Annotated in this window: 18 protein-coding genes; 9 read left to right on the top strand and 9 right to left on the bottom strand. The window is 70.2% G+C overall.

What is annotated here, in order from left to right; translation table 11 throughout:
* Nucleotides 1–32 precede the first annotated feature (32 nt).
* The 6 genes from ACWCO3_RS02715 (at nucleotide 33) to ACWCO3_RS02690 (ending at nucleotide 6,131) form a co-directional block, all read left to right on the top strand.
* Nucleotides 33–905 (top strand): branched-chain amino acid ABC transporter permease, encoded by an 873-nt coding sequence (locus ACWCO3_RS02715; protein ID WP_358165084.1) that lies wholly within the window; start codon nucleotides 33–35, stop codon nucleotides 903–905.
* Nucleotides 902–1,951, top strand: a complete 1,050-nt coding sequence (locus ACWCO3_RS02710) for a branched-chain amino acid ABC transporter permease (protein WP_358052671.1) — start codon at nucleotides 902–904, stop codon at nucleotides 1,949–1,951. The genes ACWCO3_RS02715 and ACWCO3_RS02710 overlap by 4 nt, the downstream gene beginning before the upstream one ends.
* Nucleotides 1,941–2,732, top strand: a complete 792-nt coding sequence (locus tag ACWCO3_RS02705) for a TetR/AcrR family transcriptional regulator (RefSeq protein WP_145780174.1) — start codon at nucleotides 1,941–1,943, stop codon at nucleotides 2,730–2,732. Before ACWCO3_RS02710 ends, ACWCO3_RS02705 begins: the two co-directional genes overlap by 11 nt.
* Before the next feature lie 5 nt (nucleotides 2,733–2,737).
* Nucleotides 2,738–3,496 (top strand): 3-oxoacyl-ACP reductase FabG, encoded by a 759-nt coding sequence (fabG, locus tag ACWCO3_RS02700; protein WP_208744977.1) that lies wholly within the window; start codon nucleotides 2,738–2,740, stop codon nucleotides 3,494–3,496.
* Between the two features lie 201 nt (nucleotides 3,497–3,697).
* On the top strand, nucleotides 3,698–4,501 hold the full coding sequence (locus ACWCO3_RS02695) for an SGNH/GDSL hydrolase family protein (protein ID WP_358052667.1): 804 nt from the start codon (nucleotides 3,698–3,700) through the stop codon (nucleotides 4,499–4,501).
* 118 nt (nucleotides 4,502–4,619) lie between these two features.
* Nucleotides 4,620–6,131, top strand: coding sequence for a DUF4419 domain-containing protein (locus ACWCO3_RS02690; protein ID WP_450008137.1), 1,512 nt, complete (start codon nucleotides 4,620–4,622; stop codon nucleotides 6,129–6,131).
* Between the two features lie 13 nt (nucleotides 6,132–6,144).
* On the opposite strand, the gene ACWCO3_RS02685 is transcribed toward ACWCO3_RS02690, so the two are convergent.
* The 3 genes from ACWCO3_RS02685 to ACWCO3_RS02675 form a co-directional block, all read right to left on the bottom strand.
* Nucleotides 6,145–7,782, bottom strand: coding sequence for a thiamine pyrophosphate-binding protein (locus ACWCO3_RS02685; RefSeq protein ID WP_450008135.1), 1,638 nt, complete (start codon nucleotides 7,780–7,782; stop codon nucleotides 6,145–6,147).
* Nucleotides 7,783–7,795: 13 nt separating this feature from the next.
* Entirely contained in the window at nucleotides 7,796–8,557 is a 762-nt protein-coding gene (locus ACWCO3_RS02680) for a cyclase family protein (RefSeq protein ID WP_145780166.1), read from the bottom strand.
* A 64-nt stretch (nucleotides 8,558–8,621) separates the two neighbouring features.
* Complete coding sequence (locus ACWCO3_RS02675) at nucleotides 8,622–10,127, bottom strand: hypothetical protein (protein WP_450008132.1); 1,506 nt, start codon at nucleotides 10,125–10,127, stop codon at nucleotides 8,622–8,624.
* A 139-nt stretch (nucleotides 10,128–10,266) separates the two neighbouring features.
* Here ACWCO3_RS02675 and ACWCO3_RS02670 point away from each other — a divergent pair, with 139 nt between their 5' ends.
* Both ACWCO3_RS02670 and ACWCO3_RS02665 read left to right on the top strand, forming a co-directional pair.
* Nucleotides 10,267–11,178: a GNAT family N-acetyltransferase gene (locus tag ACWCO3_RS02670; RefSeq protein WP_450008130.1), complete on the top strand. Its 912-nt coding sequence runs from the start codon at nucleotides 10,267–10,269 to the stop codon at nucleotides 11,176–11,178.
* A 200-nt stretch (nucleotides 11,179–11,378) separates the two neighbouring features.
* Nucleotides 11,379–11,825: a hypothetical protein gene (locus ACWCO3_RS02665; protein ID WP_450008128.1), complete on the top strand. Its 447-nt coding sequence runs from the start codon at nucleotides 11,379–11,381 to the stop codon at nucleotides 11,823–11,825.
* A 51-nt stretch (nucleotides 11,826–11,876) separates the two neighbouring features.
* On the opposite strand, the gene ACWCO3_RS02660 is transcribed toward ACWCO3_RS02665, so the two are convergent.
* The 5 genes from ACWCO3_RS02660 to ACWCO3_RS02640 form a co-directional block, all read right to left on the bottom strand.
* Complete coding sequence (locus ACWCO3_RS02660; protein ID WP_450008126.1) at nucleotides 11,877–14,003, bottom strand: B12-binding domain-containing radical SAM protein; 2,127 nt, start codon at nucleotides 14,001–14,003, stop codon at nucleotides 11,877–11,879.
* A 10-nt stretch (nucleotides 14,004–14,013) separates the two neighbouring features.
* Entirely contained in the window at nucleotides 14,014–15,411 is a 1,398-nt protein-coding gene (locus ACWCO3_RS02655) for a TfuA-like protein (RefSeq protein WP_450008124.1), read from the bottom strand.
* Nucleotides 15,404–16,570: a YcaO-like family protein gene (locus ACWCO3_RS02650; protein WP_145780159.1), complete on the bottom strand. Its 1,167-nt coding sequence runs from the start codon at nucleotides 16,568–16,570 to the stop codon at nucleotides 15,404–15,406. Before ACWCO3_RS02650 ends, ACWCO3_RS02655 begins: the two co-directional genes overlap by 8 nt.
* A 27-nt stretch (nucleotides 16,571–16,597) precedes the next feature.
* The gene (locus ACWCO3_RS02645) at nucleotides 16,598–16,972 is read right to left on the bottom strand and encodes a class IIb bacteriocin, lactobin A/cerein 7B family (protein ID WP_145780158.1); all 375 of its coding nucleotides are present in this window, start codon (nucleotides 16,970–16,972) and stop codon (nucleotides 16,598–16,600) included.
* Nucleotides 16,973–17,120: 148 nt separating this feature from the next.
* Nucleotides 17,121–17,483: a hypothetical protein gene (locus ACWCO3_RS02640; RefSeq protein ID WP_355023779.1), complete on the bottom strand. Its 363-nt coding sequence runs from the start codon at nucleotides 17,481–17,483 to the stop codon at nucleotides 17,121–17,123.
* A 328-nt stretch (nucleotides 17,484–17,811) separates the two neighbouring features.
* On the opposite strand from ACWCO3_RS02640, the gene ACWCO3_RS02635 reads away from it, so the two are divergent.
* The gene (locus tag ACWCO3_RS02635) at nucleotides 17,812–18,591 is read left to right on the top strand and encodes a MerR family transcriptional regulator (RefSeq protein ID WP_145780156.1); all 780 of its coding nucleotides are present in this window, start codon (nucleotides 17,812–17,814) and stop codon (nucleotides 18,589–18,591) included.
* Nucleotides 18,592–18,599: 8 nt separating this feature from the next.
* Here ACWCO3_RS02635 and ACWCO3_RS02630 read toward each other — a convergent pair whose 3' ends face one another.
* Nucleotides 18,600–21,065 (bottom strand): ATP-binding cassette domain-containing protein, encoded by a 2,466-nt coding sequence (locus tag ACWCO3_RS02630; protein ID WP_450008169.1) that lies wholly within the window; start codon nucleotides 21,063–21,065, stop codon nucleotides 18,600–18,602.
* Between the last annotated feature and the right edge of the window lie 228 nt (nucleotides 21,066–21,293).

Raw genomic sequence — 21,293 nt, 5'->3', positions numbered from 1 at the left:
GCCGCCCAGGTTCAGCAGGGGGGAAGGAACCTATGAACGCACTGCTGCAGTACGCCGTACAGGGCTTGGCGGCCGGCAGTTTCTACGCGCTGGCCGCCCTGGGACTGGCGATCATCTTCGGCGTCCTGGGCGTGGTGAACTTCGCCCACGGCGCGTTCTACATGCTGGGCGCGGTGGCCGCGGCCGTCCTGCTCGACACCCTCAACCTCACGCTGTGGTGGTCGCTGCTGGTGGTGCCGGTGCTGATGTTCGCCTTCGGCGTCGTGGTGGAGCGGCTGCTCGTGCAGTGGTTGCTCCGTCTCGACCCGCTCTACAACTTCCTGCTCACGTTCGGGCTCACCCTCGTCCTCGTCGAGTTGGTCAAGCAGAAGTACGGCGTCTCCGGGCTGCCGTACACGCCTCCGGAGGCGCTCCAGGGACGCGTGGAGCTGGCCGGCGTCGTCCTGCCCCGCTATCAGCTCTTCGTGCTCTTCTTCTCCGTGGCGATCTGTGTGCTCGTCTGGCTGGTGATGACGCGGACCAGGGTTGGCATGATCGTCCGGGCATCGACCGAGAGACCCGAGCTCGCCCGAGCCCTGGGCATCAATGTCGGCCGGTGGGTGACTCCGGTCTTCGGCTTCGGCGTCGCGATCGCCGGCCTGGCCGGCGTGCTCGCCGCACCGTTCCGCGCGATCACGGCCGACATGGGCAACAATTTCGCGATCATCCTCTTCGCGGTCGTGGTCATCGGAGGGCTCGGCTCGATCGTCGGTGCCGTGGTCGCGGGCTTCCTGGTGGGCTTGGTGGAGGCCTTCGGTCAGGCCTACGCCCCGACGTTCGCGCAAATCCTGATCTTCGTCCTGATGGCCCTGGTCATCCTGGTGCGCCCCGCCGGACTGTTCGGACGCAAGGAGGCGACGGCATGACCCAGTCCACTGTTACTCCAGCCCCGGTCACCGAGGCACATCCGGTCGTCGCGACGGCCAACCCGAGGCTGCGATGGGTGCTGCTGGCCTCCGGTCTGGTGGCGGCGCTGGCGCTGCCCTGGCTCGTCTATCCGCCGGTGGCGATGGACATCGTCGCGATGGCGTTGTTCGCGATCGCGCTGGACATCCTGCTCGGCTACACGGGCCTGCTCTCCTTCGGACACGCGGCGTTCTGGGGCAGCTCGGCCTACGTGACGGGCCTGATCGCGACGAACTACGGCGTGCCGTTTCCGGTGGCCATCATCGGCGGCGCGCTGTTCGCGATGATCCTCGCCCTTCCCGCCGGGTACCTGTCGGTGCGCCGGTCCGGGATCTACTTCGCGATGGTGACCCTCGCCTTCGCGCAGATGGTCTACTTCGTCGGTTACCAGTGGAGCGACCTGACCGGTGGCGAGAACGGGCTGCAGGGCGTACCCCGGCAGTTCTTCGGCATCGAGCTGGTGGAGACCGACTCGTTCTACTTCTACTACGCCGCCCTGCCGATTCTTCTGCTCGGCATGTGGGCGGCCTGGCGGATCGTGCACTCGCCGTTCGGACGGGTCCTGGTGTCGATCCGCGACAACAGCCAGCGCGCGCGGGCGCTCGGCTACGAGGTGGACAAGTACAAGGTCGTCGCCTTCGTGCTCTCCGCCGGGTTGACCGGCCTGGCTGGCGGTGTGTTCGCGATCAACCACGGGTTCGTCGCGCTGACCGAACTCCACTGGAGCACCTCCGGCGAAGTCGTGCTGATGACGGTGCTCGGCGGGATCGGCACGCTGTGGGGCGGCGTCCTCGGCGCGTTCCTGGTCGTGATGCTCGCCGACTACCTCGCCTCGTCCGGCTTCGACGGCATCGACCTGGTCACCGGCTCGGTCTTCGTCCTCGTGGTGCTGCTGTTCCGCCGTGGGCTCTGGGGTACCGTTCGTCACCAGTGGCTGGCCTGGCAGCAGCGCCGTTCGGCGCGCCGCACCGCGGACGAAGCCGGCCCGACGAGGCGTGAGCCGTGAGCCGCCGCAGGCACAGCGCAGGGTTACGGAGTTCGGTGAACCGCACGATGCGCGGGAACGGCACGTCGCGCACCACCAGATCAGGAGAGGGCACCTGTCGGTGACGTCGCGCAGAATACTCGAGACCAAGTACCGGATCTCGGAGACGGCAATGGCCCTGTTCCTCGACGAGGGTTACGCGAACGTCACCGTCGAAGCCGTCGCGGAGGCGTCGAGTGTGTCCCGCCGCACCGTCTTCCGACACTTCGAGAGCAAGGACGAGCTCGCGTTTCCGGACCACACCGAACGCCTCGGGCTCGTCGAGCGGTGCCTCGTCGACGCCACCCCCGAGACGGACCCGGTGGAGGCCGTCATCGCCGCCACCGAGGAGTCACTGCGCGACTTTCTCAGTCGGCCCGAGCTCGTCCTCCGACGATACAAACTGACGCGTGTCGTACCCGAGCTTCGTAAACGCGAGGTCATCGAACACGAGCGCTACGTGGTGCTCACCCGGTCGTTCCTGCGCGACCACCTTCCGGCCGACGCCCCGCCCTTCCAGGCGACGGCCCTTGCCGCCCTCATCGACGCGATCCACCGATCCGCGCTCGGCAACTGGGTCCGCAGCGGCGGGGCCACCGACGCCATCGCCGAGGTGAAGGCGGGCATGGAATGGGTCCGCCGCCTGATGGCCCACCAGTCGACCTACTCCACCTCCCCGCTGCTACTCGCGTCGCTGCCGGACACGCCGCACAACCGCCGCGTCCTGACTTCGTTGCGGGACGCGGCAGAGGAGGTGCTCTAGTCGTGGTGGACAGGACGACTCACGAGCACCGCAACCTGACGTTCGACTTCGCGGGGAGAACGGCGATCGTGACCGGAGCGGCTCGCGGGCTCGGGTTGGAGTTCGCCCGTCTCTTCCACGAGGCCGGCGCGACGGTGTTCCTGGTCGACGCCGACGCCGAGGCGGTTGCGCTGGCGGCGGACGAGTTGGGCGCTGCCGGTGTCGCCTGCGACGTCACCGACACCGAGGCCGTCGAGGCCCTGGTGAACCTCGTGGTCACGACGACCGGCCGCTTGGACATTATCGTCAACAACGCCGGCATCCTCCGTGACCGCCGGCTGTGGAAGCTGTCCGACCAGGACTGGAGTGAGGTGCTGGACGTCCACGTGGGCGGCACCTTCCGGTTGACCCGCGCCGCGGTCCGGGTGTTCCGCGAGCAGCGGTACGGCCGGGTCATCAACGTGACCTCGTACACCGGCCTGCGCGGCAACATCGGGCAGGCGAACTATGGTGCCGCGAAGGCGGGGATCATCGGCTTCACCAAGACCGCTGCCAAGGAGTTGGCGGCGTTCGGCGTCACCGTCAACGCCATCTCCCCCAATGCGGAGACGCGGATGATCGGCTCGATTCCCGAGGAGAAGCGTCAGGAACTCGCCGCAGCCATCCCCCTCGGCCGCTTCGCGGCACCCAGCGAGATAGCCGCGGCCATGGGCTTCCTCGCGTCCGAGGAGGCCGCATACGTCACCGGCGTCGTTCTTCCTGTCGACGGAGGAATCTCGATCTGACGCGGCTGCCGGCGAGGACGACGGTGCCGCTCGGCGGTCCCGTCGTGCCGAGCGTGGCGACCCGTCCACACCCCGGCCCGGCCGGAGCGGACCCCTGTTTCCCGTCGCCGCCGCCGCGCGCCGCGCCATAGGGGTCTTCATCACCGTCGATATTTAGTGATATCTATCTCGCACCGATCCTCCTACCCACCGGAGCGCGACGTGCGGAAATCCCGTCTGGCAACCCTCGCCCTGAGCCTGGCCACGGCCCTGGGCACCACCCTCACCCTGGCAGCGCCCGCCGAGGCTGCTCCCGCCGACCACTACGTCGCCCTCGGCGACTCCTACTCCTCAGGGGTGGGCGCCGGCAGCTACACCGCCGAGAGCGGTTCCTGTCAGCGCAGCGCCAACGCCTACCCGGCGCTGTACAACACCAACGTGCGACCCGCGTCGTACCGCTCGGTCGCCTGCTCCGGCGCCACCACCACGAGCGTTGTCAACACCCAACTCAGCGCGCTCAGTGCCACCACCACCCTGGTCAGCGTCTCGGTCGGTGGCAACGACGTCGGCTTCGCCAACATCATGACCACCTGCGTGCTGTACGGCACCACCGAGTGTGTGAACGCCGTCCAGACGGCCGAGAACAAGGCCCGCGCCGATCTCCCCGCCCTGTTGGCAACCGTCTACAACGGAATTCGCACCCGAGCGCCCTCGGCCCGGGTGGTGGTCGTCGGCTATCCGGTCTTCTACCAACTGGGAACGACGTGCCTCGGGCTCAGCGCCACCTCGCGCGCGAAGATCAACGAGGGCATCAACCTGGTGGACGACATCATCCGCAGCTCTGCCCTGGCCGCCGGCTTCACCTTCGCCGACGTCCGCTCGCAGTTCGTCGGACACCAACTGTGCAGCTACGGCGACAAGTGGCTGCACGCCCTGAACATCACCAACATCGGTGTCTCCTACCACCCGACCGCGGCTGGTCAGACCAGCGGCTACTACCCGGTCTTCCGGTCCGTCGCCGGCTGAGCCGACACCAGGGGTACGCGGGGCTCGGCGCCCCGCGTACCCCCGCAGCTCATCGCCGACGACCCTTGCCACCTGCAGCGGACGACGCGTGCGGCCAGCCAGGCGTTAGTCTCACGCGATGGTGACCTTCCGGGTCGACGACGTGAGCCAGGCGACCGCCGGCCTGCCTACCCGACCGCTGTCCGAACAGTTCGACGACGTGCTGGTGTTCGGCGGCGACCCGGCACAGCCGGTGCTCCTGCCCAACGGGGTGCATCCGCTGCTCGACGCCGTCGGGCGCGCCTTCGCCGATCATCGTCCGCTGGTGTTGTCCCCCGACGCGGTGTGGTTGACCATCGCGGAAGGGGTTGCCCACCACATCCGGTTGCACGCCGAGGAGTTGCGCCCCCGCCTGGTGAATCACGCCGGTCGTAAGCGGCTCACCGTGACCGTCGACGGGCCGATGCCGAAGGACGCGGCCTCCTGGCAGGTCCTGGTGGACTCGTTCCACAAACTGCTCGCCGCCGAGATCAGCGACGCGGACCTGTTCGAGTGCGACTTCTCCACCAGCACCGACGTCGACCGGGTCGCGGGACGAATCGCCCTGCTCGACGCCTACTCGCCGTACTTCTCGCTCTGGCTGGTCTGCGTGTGCGGCATCCCGTCGATCACGTTGACCGGCACCGTGGCGGACTGGCAGAAGATTCGCGCGCGGGTGGACGCGATCGCCGAGTTCGGCCTGCAGCAGTGGTGTCGCTCGCTCGCGCCAATCGCCGACCAGTTCGTCCGAGCCGCGGCAGGCGACGTGGACGTGCCGTTCTGGCAGCGGATCTACAATCCGGTCGACGCGTACGGCGGTGACCTGGTCACCGGCTGGGCGGCGCGGCTGTACCCGTACCTTCGCGGCGCGGGCGTGCTGGACCGGCCGAACCCGCTGCTGGAGTTGCCCATCGACGAGCCCCGCGACGTGACCGTCGACGGACGGCGCTCCTACGACGGTCCCGGAATCCGCACCGATCAGGTTGCCGCGTCGTTGTCGCGGGCGATCGTCAACGTCAACGACGGGGTGACGGGCGAGAACCTGAAGGTCGCCCTGCACGGCGGCCTGGTCGGCATCGCGCAGGACGACGACGGCGGGCTGCGACCGATAGCCGGCTGGCATCTCGCCACGAGCACGTTGGAGATCGACGACGTGCTCGACCGGATCGAGCGCGACCACGAGACCACACCGCCGCAGCCCATGAATTCGATGTACGCGCCCGCCGACGTCGTGGCGCTCTACCGCCGCATCGGCGCCGCCACGCTGTTCGACACGTGGCGTGTGCTTCCGGCCGACGAGCACAGTTGGGTCCAAGGAGACAGTGGCCTGCCGTTACTCCTGACGATCATCGAGTTGGCCGACGGTCGGAGGATCTGCGCCGCCTTCGACGACGAGACGCAGTCGGCCCACTGGATTCTCTGCCGCGTCGAAGAGGTGCCGGCCGCACACGAGGATGACCCTGATGACCGTCTCCGCCTGGTCGACGAGCCCGCCGACATTCCGGTGTACGGCACCTCGCTCGCGCACCTGCTCGACGCCGCCCTCGACTCCGAGGGCGACATCTCCCACCTGGAGACCGGTCGACTTCACCAGCTCAGACGGCCCTACTGAGCACGGCGACGGCTCAGTGGCCGCGGAACGCCTCCTCCAGCCACCACGACCCCCGCGCGGCACTGACCTTGGCGTCGACCACCAGCGGTCGGATACGGGGACCGGCGAGCCACTCGCGTACCGGCCCGAGGTCGTCGACGGTCCGGACGGTCACCCCGTCGCAGCCGTAACCACTGGCGATGGCGGCCAGGTCGGTGTCGGGGAAGGTGACCGTCTCCAACGGGTGACCGTCCGGGCCGAAGTGGTGCACCTCCGCGCCGTACGCCGCGTCGTCGTAGATCACCACGAGGAGGGGTAGCGCCAGCCGGACGGCGGTCACCAACTCGGTGGCGGACATGACGAAACCGCCGTCGCCGACCGCGGCGACGGTGAGCCGGTCCGGCCGGGCGACCGCCGCGCCGAGCGCACTGGCCAGGCCGAGCCCGACCGACTGGAACGCCTGGGTGAAACAGAACCCGGCGACGTCCGGGACGTCGAGCCACATCGACGGGTAGCCCATGAAGTTGCCGGAGTCGACCACCACCGTCCGGTCGGCCGGCAGCAGGTCGTCCAGGGCGGCCGAGAGCGTCCTCGGGTCGATCGTCGACTCGTCGCTCTCGTCCCGGTACGGGACGGCCCGCCACCGGCCGTGGTCGCGTATCCGCTGGGCCAGCTCCGGCGTACGCCAGCCGCCGGCGTCCACGGCCCCCTTGGCACCGGGATCCAGCCGGTCGAGTACCGCCTCGGCGACGGCCGTCACCTCGCCGGCCACGGTCAGGTCCACCGGGCGGTTCACCCCGAACGCGGCCGGATCGTGGTCCACCTGGACAACGACTGCGGTGGGCGGGATCAGTTCTCCGTGCCGGGTGGTCCACGTGTTCAGCGTGCTGCCCCACGCGACGACCAGGTCCGCCGTGCCGATCAGTTCGGCGGCGAGCGGGGTGGCGAAGCCGCCGGCCACGTCGAGATACCACGGGTTCCCGGCGAACAGGCCCTTCGCCGCGGCCGACACCGCGAGCAGCGCGCCACAGCCGTCGGCGAGCCGGGTCAGCGATTCCCGGGCGGTCCGAGCACCCCGACCCGCGATGAAGACCGGCCGACGGGCGGCCCGGAGAGCGGCCAGCAACGGCTCGACCTGCGGCTCGACGGCCGAGGCCGTCATCACCTCAGGCACCGGACCGGACCACGGTTCGGTCGCGGCGGCGTTCTGCACCTCCAACGGGAGGCCCAGCACCACAGTCGCACCCCGGGCGGCGGCCCGGTACGCCGCGCCCGCGTCCTCGGCCGCGTGCGTCGCGCGTACCCGATGGAATTCGGCCCCGACCGCGGCGGCGAGCCCCGGCAGGTCGATGAAGAAGTTCGACCGGGGCGCGGTCGCCTCCGGGGCCAGGACCACCATCGGGGTACGGCTCTTCGCGGCCTCGGTGAGGCCGGTCAGCGCGTTGGTGACACCCGGGCCCTGGTGCACCGAGAGCAGGCCCACCGTCCCGGAGGTGCGGGCGTACCCGTCCGCCATGCTGGCCGCGCCGCCCTCGTGGGCCGCTGCGACGAACCGGGCGCCGGCCGCCACCAGCGCGTTCGTGACGTGGAAGTTGCCGCTGCCGACCACAGCGAAGACACACCGTGCGCCGTGTTCGTAGAGAACCCGCCCGACCACCTCGGCTACCCGCATCGGTGGCCCTGTCCTACCGTTCGACGAGCGCGAGGACCCGGCACGGGCTGCCGGACCCGGAGACGATCGGCAGTGGTCCCGCGATCACCACCGCACCGGTCGCCGGCAACTGCGCCAGGTTACGGAGTTGGGTCAGGCCGTACTTCTCCTGGCCGAGCAGGAACGAGTGGCACGGGAACGGCGGGTCGAACGAGTGCGCGGCGCCCGCGTCGGTGCCGACCGTCTCCACCCCGACGCCCTGGATCGGCGACTCCTCGGCCAGCCAGCGTGCGCACTCGACAGAGATGCCCGGCGTACGACCGGCGTTCGCGTACCGCTCCGGGTCGTCGCCGTACGCGTCCCAGCCCGTGCGGTACAGCAACCAGCCACCGGTGGGCAGGGCGCCGTGTTCCGCCTCCCACGCCTTGACGTGCTCGACCTCCAGCAGGAAGTCAGGATCGGCGGCGGCGTCGGCGGTGTGGTCGATCACCACCGCCGGGGCGATCAGCTGGCTCACCGGCACCTGCGACACGTCCGCGCCCTGTTGACCGGTGACCCAGTGCACCGGGGCGTCGAAGTGGGTGCCGGTGTGCTCACCGGTGGAGAAGTTGTTCCAGTACCAGGCCGGACCACTGTCGTCGTACCGGCTGATCTCGCTGAGCTGGAACGGCCAGGTCTGGCCGAACTGCTCGGGCAGACCCAGGATCGGGGTCTGGTCCGAGAGCGGAGCGGTGAGGTCGACAACCTGGATCCGGCCGCTGGATAGAGCGGCGACAAACTCCTGCAGCACCGTCATGCGGCGACGGTACACCGCACAACACTCCACGATGGACTTCCGAATGCAGTGTGTCGAACGGGAATCAGGCCGCAGTCAACCTGTGCAGGACCTGCCGCATCTCATCGATCGAGAGGGCCGGGTTGGCCGCGGCTGCCTCAGCCAGTTCACCGTCGTCGAGAAGTGCGGTGAGCCGCGTTGCCGGGAGGCGAGGGCTGCCTGCCATGGCCTGCCGCACTGTCGCATCGGGGTCGGTAGTGAGGCGTTCGACGAGCTCGGGGTCGGCACGTGGATCGAGGGCGACGAGCCGCCGCACCGTCGGGTCGAGGTCGTCGGCGAAGCGAGCCAGTCCCTCGACGGGAAACTGCGGCAGTTGGCTGAGCCGATCCCGGCCGCAGCAGTGGTATTCCAGGTAGCAGCGAAGCAGGAGCGCCGGCGGCGCGGCCGGGTGGTGCTGAGCGAGCAGGACCCGTACGCCAAGATCGGGGTCGTCAGCGAGGACGGTGACGACCTGCGCTGGCAACTCGGCGTTGCGGGCCGCTCGGCGGCGCAGCAGCGGATTGACCGATCGGGCCCACCGCAGCGCGTCGGCGAGCCCCGGAACGGCAGCGTCGGGGGAAGGCGGGATCCCGCGACAGCGAGCGGCCGCGAGGCCGAAGTGTCCGTCGCCCGGCGCAGTGGTGACGTCGATGCGGATGCCGGCCCGCTGCCGCTCGGTGACGCCGGGATGGGTGGAGACCTCGGTGCGTACCTCGACCGCTGGGTCGGCGGCGAGCGCGAGGAGCTGGTCGCCGGTCAGGTCCAGACGAAGACTGACTGCCTGCCGCACCGACGGTTCGGAGTGACGCAGCAGCCTCTCGACCGCGTCCGGTGGTACTGACGCATTCCTGCCCATCACCCGCAGCGCCGCGACGTCACCGCTGGCGAGCACCTGGTCGACCAGCGCCCGGGACAGCGGGCGCTGGAGCACGTACCAGAATGCGTGGGAGTGCTGGTCCGGCAGGTCCGCAGGTTCCATCACCTGCTGCTGGCGGGCGACGGCCGCCGAAGCGGCCGCACGCACCTCGGGCACCGCATCCTCCAGCAGCGCCTGGCGCGACCGCTCGTCCAGCTGATCCAGGAGACCGGCCGCGAACCGGCGCACACCCGGCCGAGGGTGAGCGGCGGCCAACCGCACCAGATGCTGGTCATACCCCGTCGCCTCACGCAGCTCGCCGATCAGCTCCTCGCGGCTGAACGGCAGGTCGGAGGGTGGACCGTCGAGCTCGGTCAACAGCCTGACCAGCACGTCATCCGGCAGCGCCTCCTGACCGGGCCGACCGAACGCGCGCATCCTCACCCGCCAATCCGCGTCGCCCAGCAGCTCGGTGCGCACCAGAGGGTCGACGTGCGGGTGGGCGGCCAGCGCTGCGCGGATCCGGGGCGAGGGATGACGCAGCATCGCGTCCTGCAACAGCGGCGGCAGCTCGCGGCGGCTGCGCAGCCCTTCGCACGTCTCCTCCGGCCACGTCTCCACCAGACGCAGCAGGACGTCGGCCGATGCTGTCGGGTTCCTCGCCAGCCCTCGAACCAGCAGGGCATCACCGGTCATCGGTGGCACCCTACGCCCACGCCAGGGAACGCGGTGTCCGTGATCGGCAACGCTGCGAGCGCTGATCGGTGAGTTCCTGCGGATCCTGGGCCACGTAAATACCGTGTCGCCGTGGCACATCGATGGCTAACGTACGCGGATGAGCGCTACCCAGATGGCCGGGCTGCGGCTGCGGTTCTTCACCGACCCCGGAGAGTTCCTCGCCGCAGCGGACGACTACCTGCGTGCCGATCCGGTCGGCTGCACCATCGTCACCACCCACACGCACCGGCTGTTGTCGCAGCGTAGCGCGGGGATTCCGCAATCGGACCGCGACTGGTGGCTGGCGGTCGTCGACGACTCCGGCGCCGTGGTCGGCGCCGGAATGCGCACGACGCCCTATGCCCCCTATCCGCCGTACCTGCTGCCCATGCCCGACGAGGCGGCCGTCGCGCTGGCCCACGCGTTGCACGGGCGCGACGAGGAGGTGCTCGCGGTCAACGGGGCCCTGCCCACCGTCGACCTGTTCACCACCGAACTGACCCGGCTCCTCGGGGGTCGAGCCCAGGTCGCGCAGCACATGCGGCTGCACGAACTCGGCGAGCTGGCCTGCCCGCCACCGGTGCCCGGCCGCCTGGTGGTCGCTACCGAGGACGACGTGGAACTGGTCACGCGGTGGTACATCGCGTTCACGGGCGACGCCGACGAACAGGCGGGTCGACCGCGCGGCACCAGTGCGCACGACGCGCCTGAGCGCGACGAGTTGCTGCGCCGCCTTCGAGCCGGACGGCTGTGGTTCTGGGTCGACGAGACCGGGCAGCCGGTGCACCTCACCGGTGCCAACCCACCGTCGTTCGGGGTGGCACGCGTGGGGCCGGTGTACACGCCGCCGAGCCAGCGCGGCCGTGGTTGGGCCAGCAACGCGGTAGCCGCGGTTTCCCGGCAGATCCAGGCGGAGGGCGCACGGGTCTGCCTGTTCACCGACCAGGCCAACCCGATCTCGAACAAGATCTACGCTGCCCTCGGCTACCGACCGGTCGTCGACATGGCCAACCTCGTCATCGTCCGCTGACGTCGCGGTCGCCATGCAGCACGCCGACGGCGACTTGCCATGGTTGCATGCCTGAGCCGAGCACCGACAGACTTACATGATCAAGTGATGAAAAATAGGTCGCAGAGCCATCTCTGACCTACTTCTCATCACTTGATCATGTCCCACAGTGGAGGACCAGCCGCCGGTCAACACGTCTTGATCCCACTAGCCTCGGCCTGGTGGCAGCAGAGGCGGCGGGATCGTTTCGTCGGACAGCGATCGAGCGATCAGATCAGCGCGTCGCGTGGGAACGGGCGGATCAGGCCTTCTTCGCAGCCGGAGCGTGTCACATCCTCGCCTGGGTCTGTCGCGCTTCGTACCCGGACCGCTTGATCGAGGTGACGGCGGTACGGCTGGTGGGCGAGCGGCACGTCTTTCACGTTTACGCGGTCTGGGAGGGTTGGGCGTTCGACCATTCCGGCTGGAATCCCGAGCCGCAGTTGCTCGCCGCCAACGCACGCTTCGAGGGGCACCCGCTGGAAACCGTCGGGATCACGGTGGATCTCGCGGAATTCTGCGCGGATCACCACCACCGTATGCCGGACCAGTACTGGCGTGACCCGCTGCCACGTGCTCGGGCCTACGTGGGCCGGCATTCTCCGCCCTGGGCACAGCTGGCTGGTTGATCGCACCGGGCCGGATGCGAGTCGCCCCGCCCGCCGCACCCGGCGGTCGGCTCACCGCGCCGCCTCGCTCGGGAGTTGGTGGCGGCGGATCAGCCGCTGCCCGATGAAGGTCCGCCAGACCCGGTCGGCGACCGTCGGTTCGACGATCCAGAGCCGACGTTGCGCGTCGGCGAGGGTGAGCGGGGCGGTGAAGAGGTCGAGGAACAGTCGGCTGCTGCGGTTGAGGGCGAACACCAGGCCGTCGGCCCGGCGGAACAGGTGCCGGTCCGCCGGCAGCTCACCGGGCGAGCCGTCCTGCTCGTCGGAGCGGATCCGCCGGTACGCCTCCCAGACCTGCTCGTCGTCGCGGTCCACGAAAGTGCCGTTGGCGAGGAACTGGGTCTGGTCGTCGGTGTCGTGCCGGACCCGGTCGTGGGCGAGCACGCCGCGCACCGCCGTGCCGTAGCGATCGTGGTAGAAGAACGTGTGCGGCGTGTCGGTGCTGCCCAGCCACGGACGGTGGAAGTGCCCGGGGTTGAGGTCGGCCTTCGCCTGGGCGATTTCGGCCTGCGCCGCCTCGGTCACCGGCTCGTCGTACTGGAGCATCCGAACGATGTCCGAGCCCTCCACCGGCCGCACGTTGGTGATGCCGAACCGGTCCGGCTCCTTGGCGACGATGGCGCCCGGGGTCAGCATGAAGTCGCCCAGCCCGCCGAGGGTCCACAGGTCCGGGTTCTCGCGCAGGAACGTGATGCTGTCCAGCGCCTCTTCGCGGGTCTCGGTGGGAAAACCGGTGAAGCCCATCATCTGTACGCCGATGTTGGCCTTGGTCATCGCGGTCATGGTGCGGCGTACCTGCTCCGGCTTGGTGCCCTTGTCGATCAGGTCGAGGATGCGCTGGTTTCCGGACTCGAAGCCGACCGAGATGGCCACGCAGCCGCTGCGCCGCAACAGCTCACACCGCTCGTCGGACCAGTACTTCTCCAGCCGGATCTCGGCGCCCCAGCGGAAGTCGAGCCCCTGCTCCACGGCCCGCTCGGCGAACCGCAGGATGGTCGCGGGAGCGAGCACGTCCACCGAGAAGTAGATGAACTTGGCGAACTTCGACAGCTCGGTGACGTCCGTGATCATCGTGTCCACGGTGTCCTGCCGCCACGGGCTGGTGGGTCCGTCGGTGTTCAGGCCGTAGTCGCAGAACGTGCACTTGTTCCAGTAGCAGCCTCGGGTCGGCGAGTAGTAGACGAACTTCTCCGGGCTGAGGTAGAGATCCCAGGGCAGGCCGGAGAAGTCCGGCACCGGCACCTGCGCCAGGCGCTCGTAGCGCAGGGGCAGCTGACGCTGCCGGCCGTACTTGGGGTGCAGTCGGACGTTGGGGTGCCCGGCCGGCAGGGTGCCGGTCGCCACCGCGTCCAGGATCTCCGTGTACGCGCTCTCCCCCTCGCCGACCACAATCGCGTCGAAGTCGGCCAGTACCTGGAAGACGTACTCCGGTTTGCTGGCGCACTTCCAGACGTCGGAGATCTCCGTGCCGCCGGCGATGAGGAAGACATCCGGGCAGGCCTGCCGGACGAGCCGGGCGATCCAGAGCGCGAACGGCAGTTGCCACTGGTAGGTGGCGCTGATCCCGATCACCTGGTGTCCACCGGCGGCGAGTCGCGGGATCAGCACGTCCTCGTAGTACGGCTGGAAGGGCCGGTTGAGCCGGCCGAGCAGAGCCTCGTCGGTCAGCGCGGCCACCGAACCGATCGAGATCATCGGCGGTGGGTGCAGCCGGAAGCCGGCGTGGAACTGCCCGGGGAACCCCACCGCGCCGAGCGTGTCCATCCAGGAGATCACGCCCTCGACGGCGTCCTGGTAGTGCCGGTAGTCGTAGAACAGTGTGGGGTCCTGCAACACCCCGATCGACCTGCGCAGCCGGTCCGGGTCGGGCTCGGGCAGGTTGAGCAGGTTCGCCCGGGCCATCAGCGCGTCCGGGCCGCTGAGGTCGTCGACGGAGAGCCGGGACAGCTCCCGCTGCAACCACTCGTACGCCGACGGGGTGTACGAGTGGTGGAACGCCTCGATGTTGGCGTCGATGATCTCCGCCGGCCGGTGCCCCTGCGCGCGGGCGTACGAGTCGAGGTAGTTCAGGGAGTGGTATCCCGACGTGGGATCGGTCAGCGGGGGGTAGATCAGTGCCGCCTTGACGGTGCCGCTCATCGACTCCTCCTCAGCCGACCCGGGCCGCTGAACCGGCCAGGGTGTCTTCCGGCGCGGGATGCGCCACCTCCGGCAGCCGTGGGGCGCCGAACGCCTTGACGTACGCCACCAGTGGTTCGGCGGCGTACCGGAACGCCATCAGGTCGACGAAGCCCCGGTCCCATGCCGCCGCCTCCAGCCCGTCGGTGTCGCAGCCCCACAGCGCGGCGAAGCACGCGTCGACGACCTCGGTCCGGAAGTGCAGCCGGCTGCCCGGGCGACGGTGCCCGGTCGTACGCGGGACGACTGTCTCGTTCAGCGACGCGGCGGTGGCCGCGACCTGCCGCGCGGCGGCGAGCAGCGCGGGGGTACGCAGCGGCGCCGCGACCATCCACAGCGCCAGGCTCCGGTGCGGCGTGGTGCCGAACGCCCGCACCAACACCCGCAGCACCGCCTCGCGATCGTCGAGGCCACGTTCCCGGTCGGTCAGCCAGTCGTGCTCGCTCGGCAGCACGGTGGCCAATCCTCGCTCACGGGCCACCTCGTAGGCCCGCTCCTCGGCGGCCGGGTCGGCGATGCCGACACCGGCCAGCCCGGCCAGCACCTCCCGTCGGTGCCAGGCCGGCTCCTCGGGGTGCAGCAGCATCAGCACCGCGGCGGCCTCCCGGTCGCTGACCCAGTGCCCACCGGTCGACTGCCCGGCGAACCGAGATCGCCAACTGTCGAGGAAGCGGGTGTGCAGGTTGTCGATCGGTTGGTCACCGCCGTGCGCGGGACACAGCTCGGGCGCGTCGTCCGCCGCCATCGACAGCAGCAGCCGCGCGTCGGCGCCCTTGGCGTCCCAGGGGTCTTGCCGGTGCCAGGTCACGAAACGGTCCACCAGGGCCGCCAGTTCGGGTGGCGCGGTGCGCTCCAACGCGCGGTACGACCGCCGCCGGAAGGGCAACTCCCGGGCGGCGTCCAGCAGCAGTGCGGCCTCGGCGTCGTCGAGCACTCCAGCGGCGACGGCGCGGCGCAGCTGGACCCGGATGTTCACCAGCGGCTCACTGAGCGTGCGGTGACCTTCCTCGGCGGGCCCGTGCACCACCGCCACCTCGTCGTCGCCGGTCACGACGCCGTCGCGGTAGAGCTGGAACACCTCGCCCACGCCCCGCATCCCGAACGGCCACAGCTCCGCGGCACGCAACGCGCCCATGCTGGCGGCACCGGCCACTGTCACCCCACTGTCGAGCAGGTCGAGGATCTCCCGGTGGCGGACCGGCGGGTGTTGCAGGAAGAACCCGTCGATGACGAGGACCCGGTCGCCGGCGACGACGTCCAGGCGGAGCAGGTCGCCGTGCGCGACGGGCGGCAGCACCACCGCGTCGGGCAGCAACCGGCCGACCTCGTCGATCGGCAGGCTCGGACCGATGAAGACGACGTCAGTCACGGGGCACTCCCGGTCGGGTACTCAGGGCCCGCTCGTCGAACATCCGCAGGCCGGGGGCGAACACCTTGCTCACCGCGATGCCGATGTCGTCATGCGTCAGGTCGACGCTGAACGGCTCGACGCCGGTGATCCGCTGCACGCGGGATGCCAGCTCACGCAGCACCTCGGTCACGTCTCCCGTCGGCGGGAGGTCCCGGCGGACCGGCTGGACGGGCCGGTCGACGGTCGGGGGCGGCACCGGCGGCGCGCCGACGTCGTGATACGCGGTGGCGTCGATGTCGTCACGTGCTCCGGAGACCATGACCAGCCGTGACTGGGCAGCCTCCGACATGGCCCGGCCGACGGCGATCTGCGGGTCCACGTGGCAGCCGAAGCCACCGAAGGTGACCGGCAGGTCGGGGGACCAGATCGACGCGGCGTAGCAGGGCACGCCGATCGCGTTGGTGATGTCGCAGATCTCCACCCAGCAGCCCGCCTGCAGCAGCGCGTCGTGCACGGTTCGGGTCATCGCGTTGGTGGCGGTGCCCGGGTCGGCGTAGGTGCGCTCGGCCAGCGGGGAGGTGCAGTACGGGGCGATGCAGTCCCGTTCGACGACCTCCAGCAGGGCGTGCAGGCTGGCCTCGGCGAAGGTGTTCCCGGTGGCCAGGCCGTTGCTGCTAGGGGTGAACAGCGCGCGGTCCCAGCCCCTTCGGATGGTGAAGTCGAGTTCGATGGTGGCGCGTGGCACCAGGCAGGGCGCACCGGTCACCAGGCCGCGGCCGGCCACCCAGTCGAGCTCGACGGCAGGGGTCACTGGGGACCGCTCGGCCAGGTGCAGCCACCGCACGTCGTACGGCAGGTCGAGCGCCGCGGCCGGGGACCGCACGACGGTCCCCGGCCGGAGGTTCTCGGCATGCCAGGACTCGATGCTCTCCATCACCGCGCTGACCCGGGACTGCGTCGCGGTGGCGCCGGTGCCGACGCTCACCGCCATGGTGGCTCCGACCGGCCGGTAGGCGACGTGCACCGGTAGGCCGATCTCGTCGAGTCGGGTGATGTCGGCGACCCGGGTGATCCGGAATCGGTCGAGCATCCCACCGACCCGTTCCCAGGTCTGCTCCACGCTGGCCGTCCGGTAGGTGCCGGATCGGAACGCGATGGTTTCGGTCGTGTCAGTCATCGAGGCTCCCGGCGGTGGTGGGGGAACTCAGAGGATGAGGACCGCGATGATGTTGACGTTGTTGTCGGCGATCGGGGCGACGCCACCGGCGACCGTCTCCAGCTCGGCCTCGGTCAGCTCGTTGAGGTCGACCAGCGGCACCTCGGGCACGTGCAGCACGTGCAGGCCGGGCGTACCGGCCCAGTCGGAGACGATCTGCTCCTTGGTGTAGAGCGTGGCAGGCTGGGCGCGGTCGACCTCGACCCGGGAACCGGGCTCGACCGGCAGGCCGGCCGCCGTCGCGTAGCCGGTCGGGTCGGCGAGCAGGCGTTGCAGTTCCTCGTCGCTGCGCCACACTGCGGTTACCAGCTCCGAATACTTGGTCACGAACCTCGCGCCGTATTCCTGTCCGTCGTTGCTCATCGTTTGGTCCTCTCCTGGGGAACGCTGCGGGGGCGAGCGGTCATTTCTGTGTGGAGAACGCTAAGAAGATCGAGGTTCGGCAATCAAGGATTTCGTGTTACTGCCATCAGAATCTGCCGTATAGGCCGCCGGGCGGCAGACATCGGTGTCAGGTGCAGCAGCACGGGCAGCAGCAGGCGCAACTGGAGTCCAGACCGGCGACGACGCTGTCCAGCTCGTCCTCCGCGAGCTCCGCCTGGGCCACCGGCAGCAGCGACGGCACGAAGAGCACGAAGGTGCCGGTGGTGGCCGCCGACTCCCACGACTCGATCTGAACCTCCAGGTCGGGATCGGCGTCGGCGACGTCCCGCACCACCCGGACCTGCACGTCCTCGGGCAGCTCAAGTCCGTAGCCGGCGAGGAACCCGCGGGGGTCCCGGCCGAGGGCCTGCTCCTTGACCGGGTCGGCCCAGACCTCGGCGACCAACCGGCTGTACGCGGCCACGAAGACCGCACGATCGACAGGTGTCACACCCCTGCTCCCTTCGATGATCGGCCGCCGGCGGCGACGCCCCGGCGTCCGGCGGCGCAGGATTCCGGGCCGCCGGTTTCGCTTCATCGTGGGCCACCGGCAGATCCGGGCTGCGCCACGAGCGGGGATTTCATCGAATGTGGCCGCGAATAGGTCACCCTGCGGCGAAAGCCGGGTAATTGGGAATCAGCGGCGTGCGACGGATTGCGATTCTAGAGACTGTCATCACTGTGAACAAGTAGTAATTCCTCGCCTGTTACGGCCCGGAGTGCGCACCTAGGCTGCGATCAACGGATCGCCCGTCCTGACAGCGGTCCGACGGGGTGCCATGTTCCGCCACCGAGTGCTGCCGGAGGCCACCGTGACCATCAACGAGGTGACGACGACGCCCGGCGGCCCGGCCGGGTACAGCGTGGAGGAACTCGCCCGTAAGGTGGGGATGTCGCCTCGCAACATCCGCGCCCACCAGGCCCGGCGGCTGCTGCCCCCGCCGGTGCGGCACGGTCGGGCCGCCTTCTACGACGACTCCCACGTCCGTCGGCTGGACGCGATCCTCGCTCTGCAACGGCAGGGCTTCAACCTGGTCTCCATCGAGGCGATGCTCGGCGTGCGGGCCAGTGACGATGCGCCCGACGGTCTGACCGCGATGCTGCAACGGCTCACCGCCGACCGTCCCGCGCTGGCCCACGCGCTGACCCGGCACGGCGTGATCGGCCGGACCACCGACGGCAGCGTCCGCACCGTCCGACCACGCCCGTTGCGCGCCGCGCTGGACCTGCACCGGGTACGGGTGGGTACGGTGCCGGCACTGCAGACCCTCAGTGAGGTGCTGGACAGCCTCCGGCCGGTCGCTGACGAGCTGGTCGCCGCCGTCACCGCCCGACTGCTGGCCCTCGCGCCGGAGCTGGTGCGCAGCGGCGCCGGGACGTCCTGGGCCGACCTCGACCGGGAGACCCTGTTACTGACCCAGGGTGTGGTCAACGTGCTCACCGAGGCGTTCCGGCTCGCCGCGGAGAACCAGGCCGAGACACACGTGGCGGAGCTGCTGGAGAACCACCTCGACACGGACGTCTGCCTGGACGACGGCACTGTCATCGACAACGGCTGACCAGGCGGTCAGCTCGTCGCGGGCTGCCCGTCCGACTGCCGGTCCTCCACCACCACGGTTCCGGCCCGGTCCGGCTCGCTCAACAGTTGTCGCCGCGCCAACCTGTGGAACAGCCCCTCGGGTTGGTCCATCAGCTCGTCGTAGCTTCCCCGCTGGACGATCCGCCCCTCGTCGAGGACCACGATGGTGTCCGCCGCACGGACCGTGGACAGCCGGTGGGCGATGACCAACCGGGTCGCGGCCAGGGTGGCGGTGCTCCGGGTCACCACCTCCTGGGTGCGGTTGTCCAGGGCGCTGGTCGCCTCGTCGAGGAAGATGATCCGGGGCCGGGGAGCCAGCGCGCGGGCGATCAGCACCCGTTGGCGCTGCCCGACGGAGAGCGTCCCGCCACCGAAGGGCACCATCGTGCTCATTCCCATCGGGAGGGCCTCCAGATCGTCGGCGAGGCCGGCCATACGCGCCGCATCCCAGACCTGGTCCAGGGGAAAGCTTCCGGCGCCGCAGATGTTGTCCCGTACCGAGCCGGCGAAGAGCTGGCCGTCCTGCAGAACCACCCCGCACTGTCGGCGGACCGCGTGCACGTCGAGTTCGGAGAGGTCCTGGCCGTCGTAGAGCACCGCGCCCTGCTGCTGGCGTTCGAAGCCGAGCAGCAGCCGCAGCAGGGTGGACTTCCCGCAGCCGCTCGGCCCGACGATGGCGACGAACTCACCGGGGCGGACGTGCAGGTCGATGTCGACGAGCACCGGCGGCTCGTCCGGCTGGTAGGCGAAGGTGACCCGGTGCAGCGCGATCTCGCCGCGCAGCTCGCCCGGGTCCACCTTGTCCGGCCGCGCCTCGGGGTCGGCGCGCAGGATGTCGTTCAGGCTGCGCAGCCGGGGCACTGCGGCGATCACCTCGACCCCCGCCGACACCAGCACCAGCAGCGCGCCGAGCAGCATCGCGAAGCCGACGTTGAGGATGAAGAAGTCTGCCGGTGCGATCCGGCCGGCCAACGGCCCCATCAGCACGGCGAAGAGGACCAGTTGCCCCGCGATCGGCAGCACGGTGGCGAAGGCGACCAGACCCGCCTGGCTTTGCCGGACCCGTTGCAGCGCCGCCCGGGCCGTCGCGGCCACCTCCGACCAGCGGGCGTGGGCCCGGGCTTCGGCAGCCGCCACCTTGATCTTGACGATGCCGCCGAGCAACTGGTTGGTCATCGCCGCCGCACGGTGCTCCGCCGGCAGCGCGGACCGTTGCTGGCGGATGATCAACACGGCGAACGCGCCGAAGGTGAGCAGTGTGACGGCGACGATCCCCGCCCCCCACAGCCCGAGCACGGGCTCGACCACGAGGAGCATGCCGAGGGTCACCGCGACGGTCGCCGCCGCCGAGACGAGCTGTGGCAGCAGCGCGCTCAGCGCCTCACCGACGAACGAGATTCCCAACATCGAGTTCGCGATCTCGCCGCTGCTGCGGCCGGTGAAGAACCGGGCCGGCAGGCGCAGGAGCCGGTCCCAGATCGCCAACTGCGCGCCGGACTGCAACCGGCCGTCCAACCGCAGCAGCCGTAGGTTCTGGACCACGCCGACCAGCCCGGCGACCACCGCGGCGCTGAGCATCAGGGCGACGAAACCGACCAGGCCGTCCACCTCACCCTGCCGGGCCAACTGGCCGAGCACCTCGCCGGTGGCCAGCGGCACCCCCAGGCCGAGCAGCGCCACGCAGGCGGCGGCGAACAGCAGGCCGCGCACGTCGCGGCCCGCGCCGACGAGCCCGGCCCGGAGCAGGTGACGCATCCGGGCGCTCGGCGGCGGCAGTGGCGCCTGCACCTGGGTCGCCTCGACGGCGAACGTCGCCGCGACCGCCGGGCTGATCGGACTGTGCGCGCGGGTGTCCGGGTCGACCTGGTGGTAGCGACGTCGCCGAAACACCAACGGCACCGCGACGGCCTGCTCCGGGTCGGCGCCGACCCGCCACCCCACCAGCGGCCCGAGGTCCCGCCGCCACCACCGGTCCGGCAGTCGCACCTCACGCAGGAACAGGCTGGACGCTCGGGACACCGCGTGCACCGCGGCGCGGTCGCTCAGCAGCGCGCCACTACGGTCGGCCGGCTCGTTGACCGGGCTGCCCATGCCCTCGGTGACCACCCGGACCACCGAGGCGGCCCGCCCGTACCTGTCGAATCCGGCCTCGGTGTCCGGCACCGGCACCGCTCCGCCCGCGCCGATCACCCCGATCGACCGGCGGGCCGCCGCGGCGAGCACCGCGGCGTCGACCTGCCGGCGCCGCTGCACCCCGCTCAGCAGGGCGGCGTCGGCCTCCTCGATCCGGCTCTCCACCATGCGCAGGAGCCGGGCAACGTGCTGGTCGACCGCCGGGCGGAGCTGGCCGGCGACCAGCAGGTCCCAGCTGCCGTGGCTCTCCACCGCGCACGGCGACTCGGCCACCACCCAGTCGCGTTCGGCGATCAGCAGCAGTTCGTGCTCCCCCGACATCTCCACCGGGCCACCGTCGTTGCGTCGCAGCTGTCCACCGGCGCTACGCAGCCACCAGGCGCCCCCGGTGGAGGTGAGGGCGCTCCCCTGCGCCAGCGAGACGATCTCGCGCCCGCTCAGGGTGGAGGCCTCCCGGGGCGCCTGCCCCCGACTCACCCTCTACGAGGTCGGCACTGTCAAGACCCTCGACGGCATCAGGACGTACGTCAGCGTCGACGGCGGGATGAG

It is taken from the genome of Micromonospora sp. NPDC002411 (assembly GCF_053592955.1).
This window is presented reverse-complemented; position numbering and strand designations above follow the sequence as displayed.

Bases quoted from the DNA above. Each gene is read 5' to 3' on its own strand.
- ACWCO3_RS02715 (WP_358165084.1), top strand. From the start codon at position 33: ATGAACGCACTGCTGCAGTACGCCGTACAGGGCTTGGCGGCCGGCAGT.
- ACWCO3_RS02710 (WP_358052671.1), top strand. From the start codon at position 902: ATGACCCAGTCCACTGTTACTCCAGCCCCGGTCACCGAGGCACATCCG.
- ACWCO3_RS02690 (WP_450008137.1), top strand. From the start codon at position 4,620: ATGGTGACCTTCCGGGTCGACGACGTGAGCCAGGCGACCGCCGGCCTG.
- ACWCO3_RS02685 (WP_450008135.1), bottom strand. From the start codon at position 7,782: ATGCGGGTAGCCGAGGTGGTCGGGCGGGTTCTCTACGAACACGGCGCA.
- ACWCO3_RS02680 (WP_145780166.1), bottom strand. From the start codon at position 8,557: ATGACGGTGCTGCAGGAGTTTGTCGCCGCTCTATCCAGCGGCCGGATC.
- ACWCO3_RS02675 (WP_450008132.1), bottom strand. From the start codon at position 10,127: ATGACCGGTGATGCCCTGCTGGTTCGAGGGCTGGCGAGGAACCCGACA.
- ACWCO3_RS02670 (WP_450008130.1), top strand. From the start codon at position 10,267: ATGAGCGCTACCCAGATGGCCGGGCTGCGGCTGCGGTTCTTCACCGAC.
- ACWCO3_RS02660 (WP_450008126.1), bottom strand. From the start codon at position 14,003: ATGAGCGGCACCGTCAAGGCGGCACTGATCTACCCCCCGCTGACCGAT.
- ACWCO3_RS02650 (WP_145780159.1), bottom strand. From the start codon at position 16,570: ATGACTGACACGACCGAAACCATCGCGTTCCGATCCGGCACCTACCGG.
- ACWCO3_RS02645 (WP_145780158.1), bottom strand. From the start codon at position 16,972: ATGAGCAACGACGGACAGGAATACGGCGCGAGGTTCGTGACCAAGTAT.
- ACWCO3_RS02635 (WP_145780156.1), top strand. From the start codon at position 17,812: ATGTTCCGCCACCGAGTGCTGCCGGAGGCCACCGTGACCATCAACGAG.
- ACWCO3_RS02630 (WP_450008169.1), bottom strand. From the start codon at position 21,065: ATGTCGGGGGAGCACGAACTGCTGCTGATCGCCGAACGCGACTGGGTG.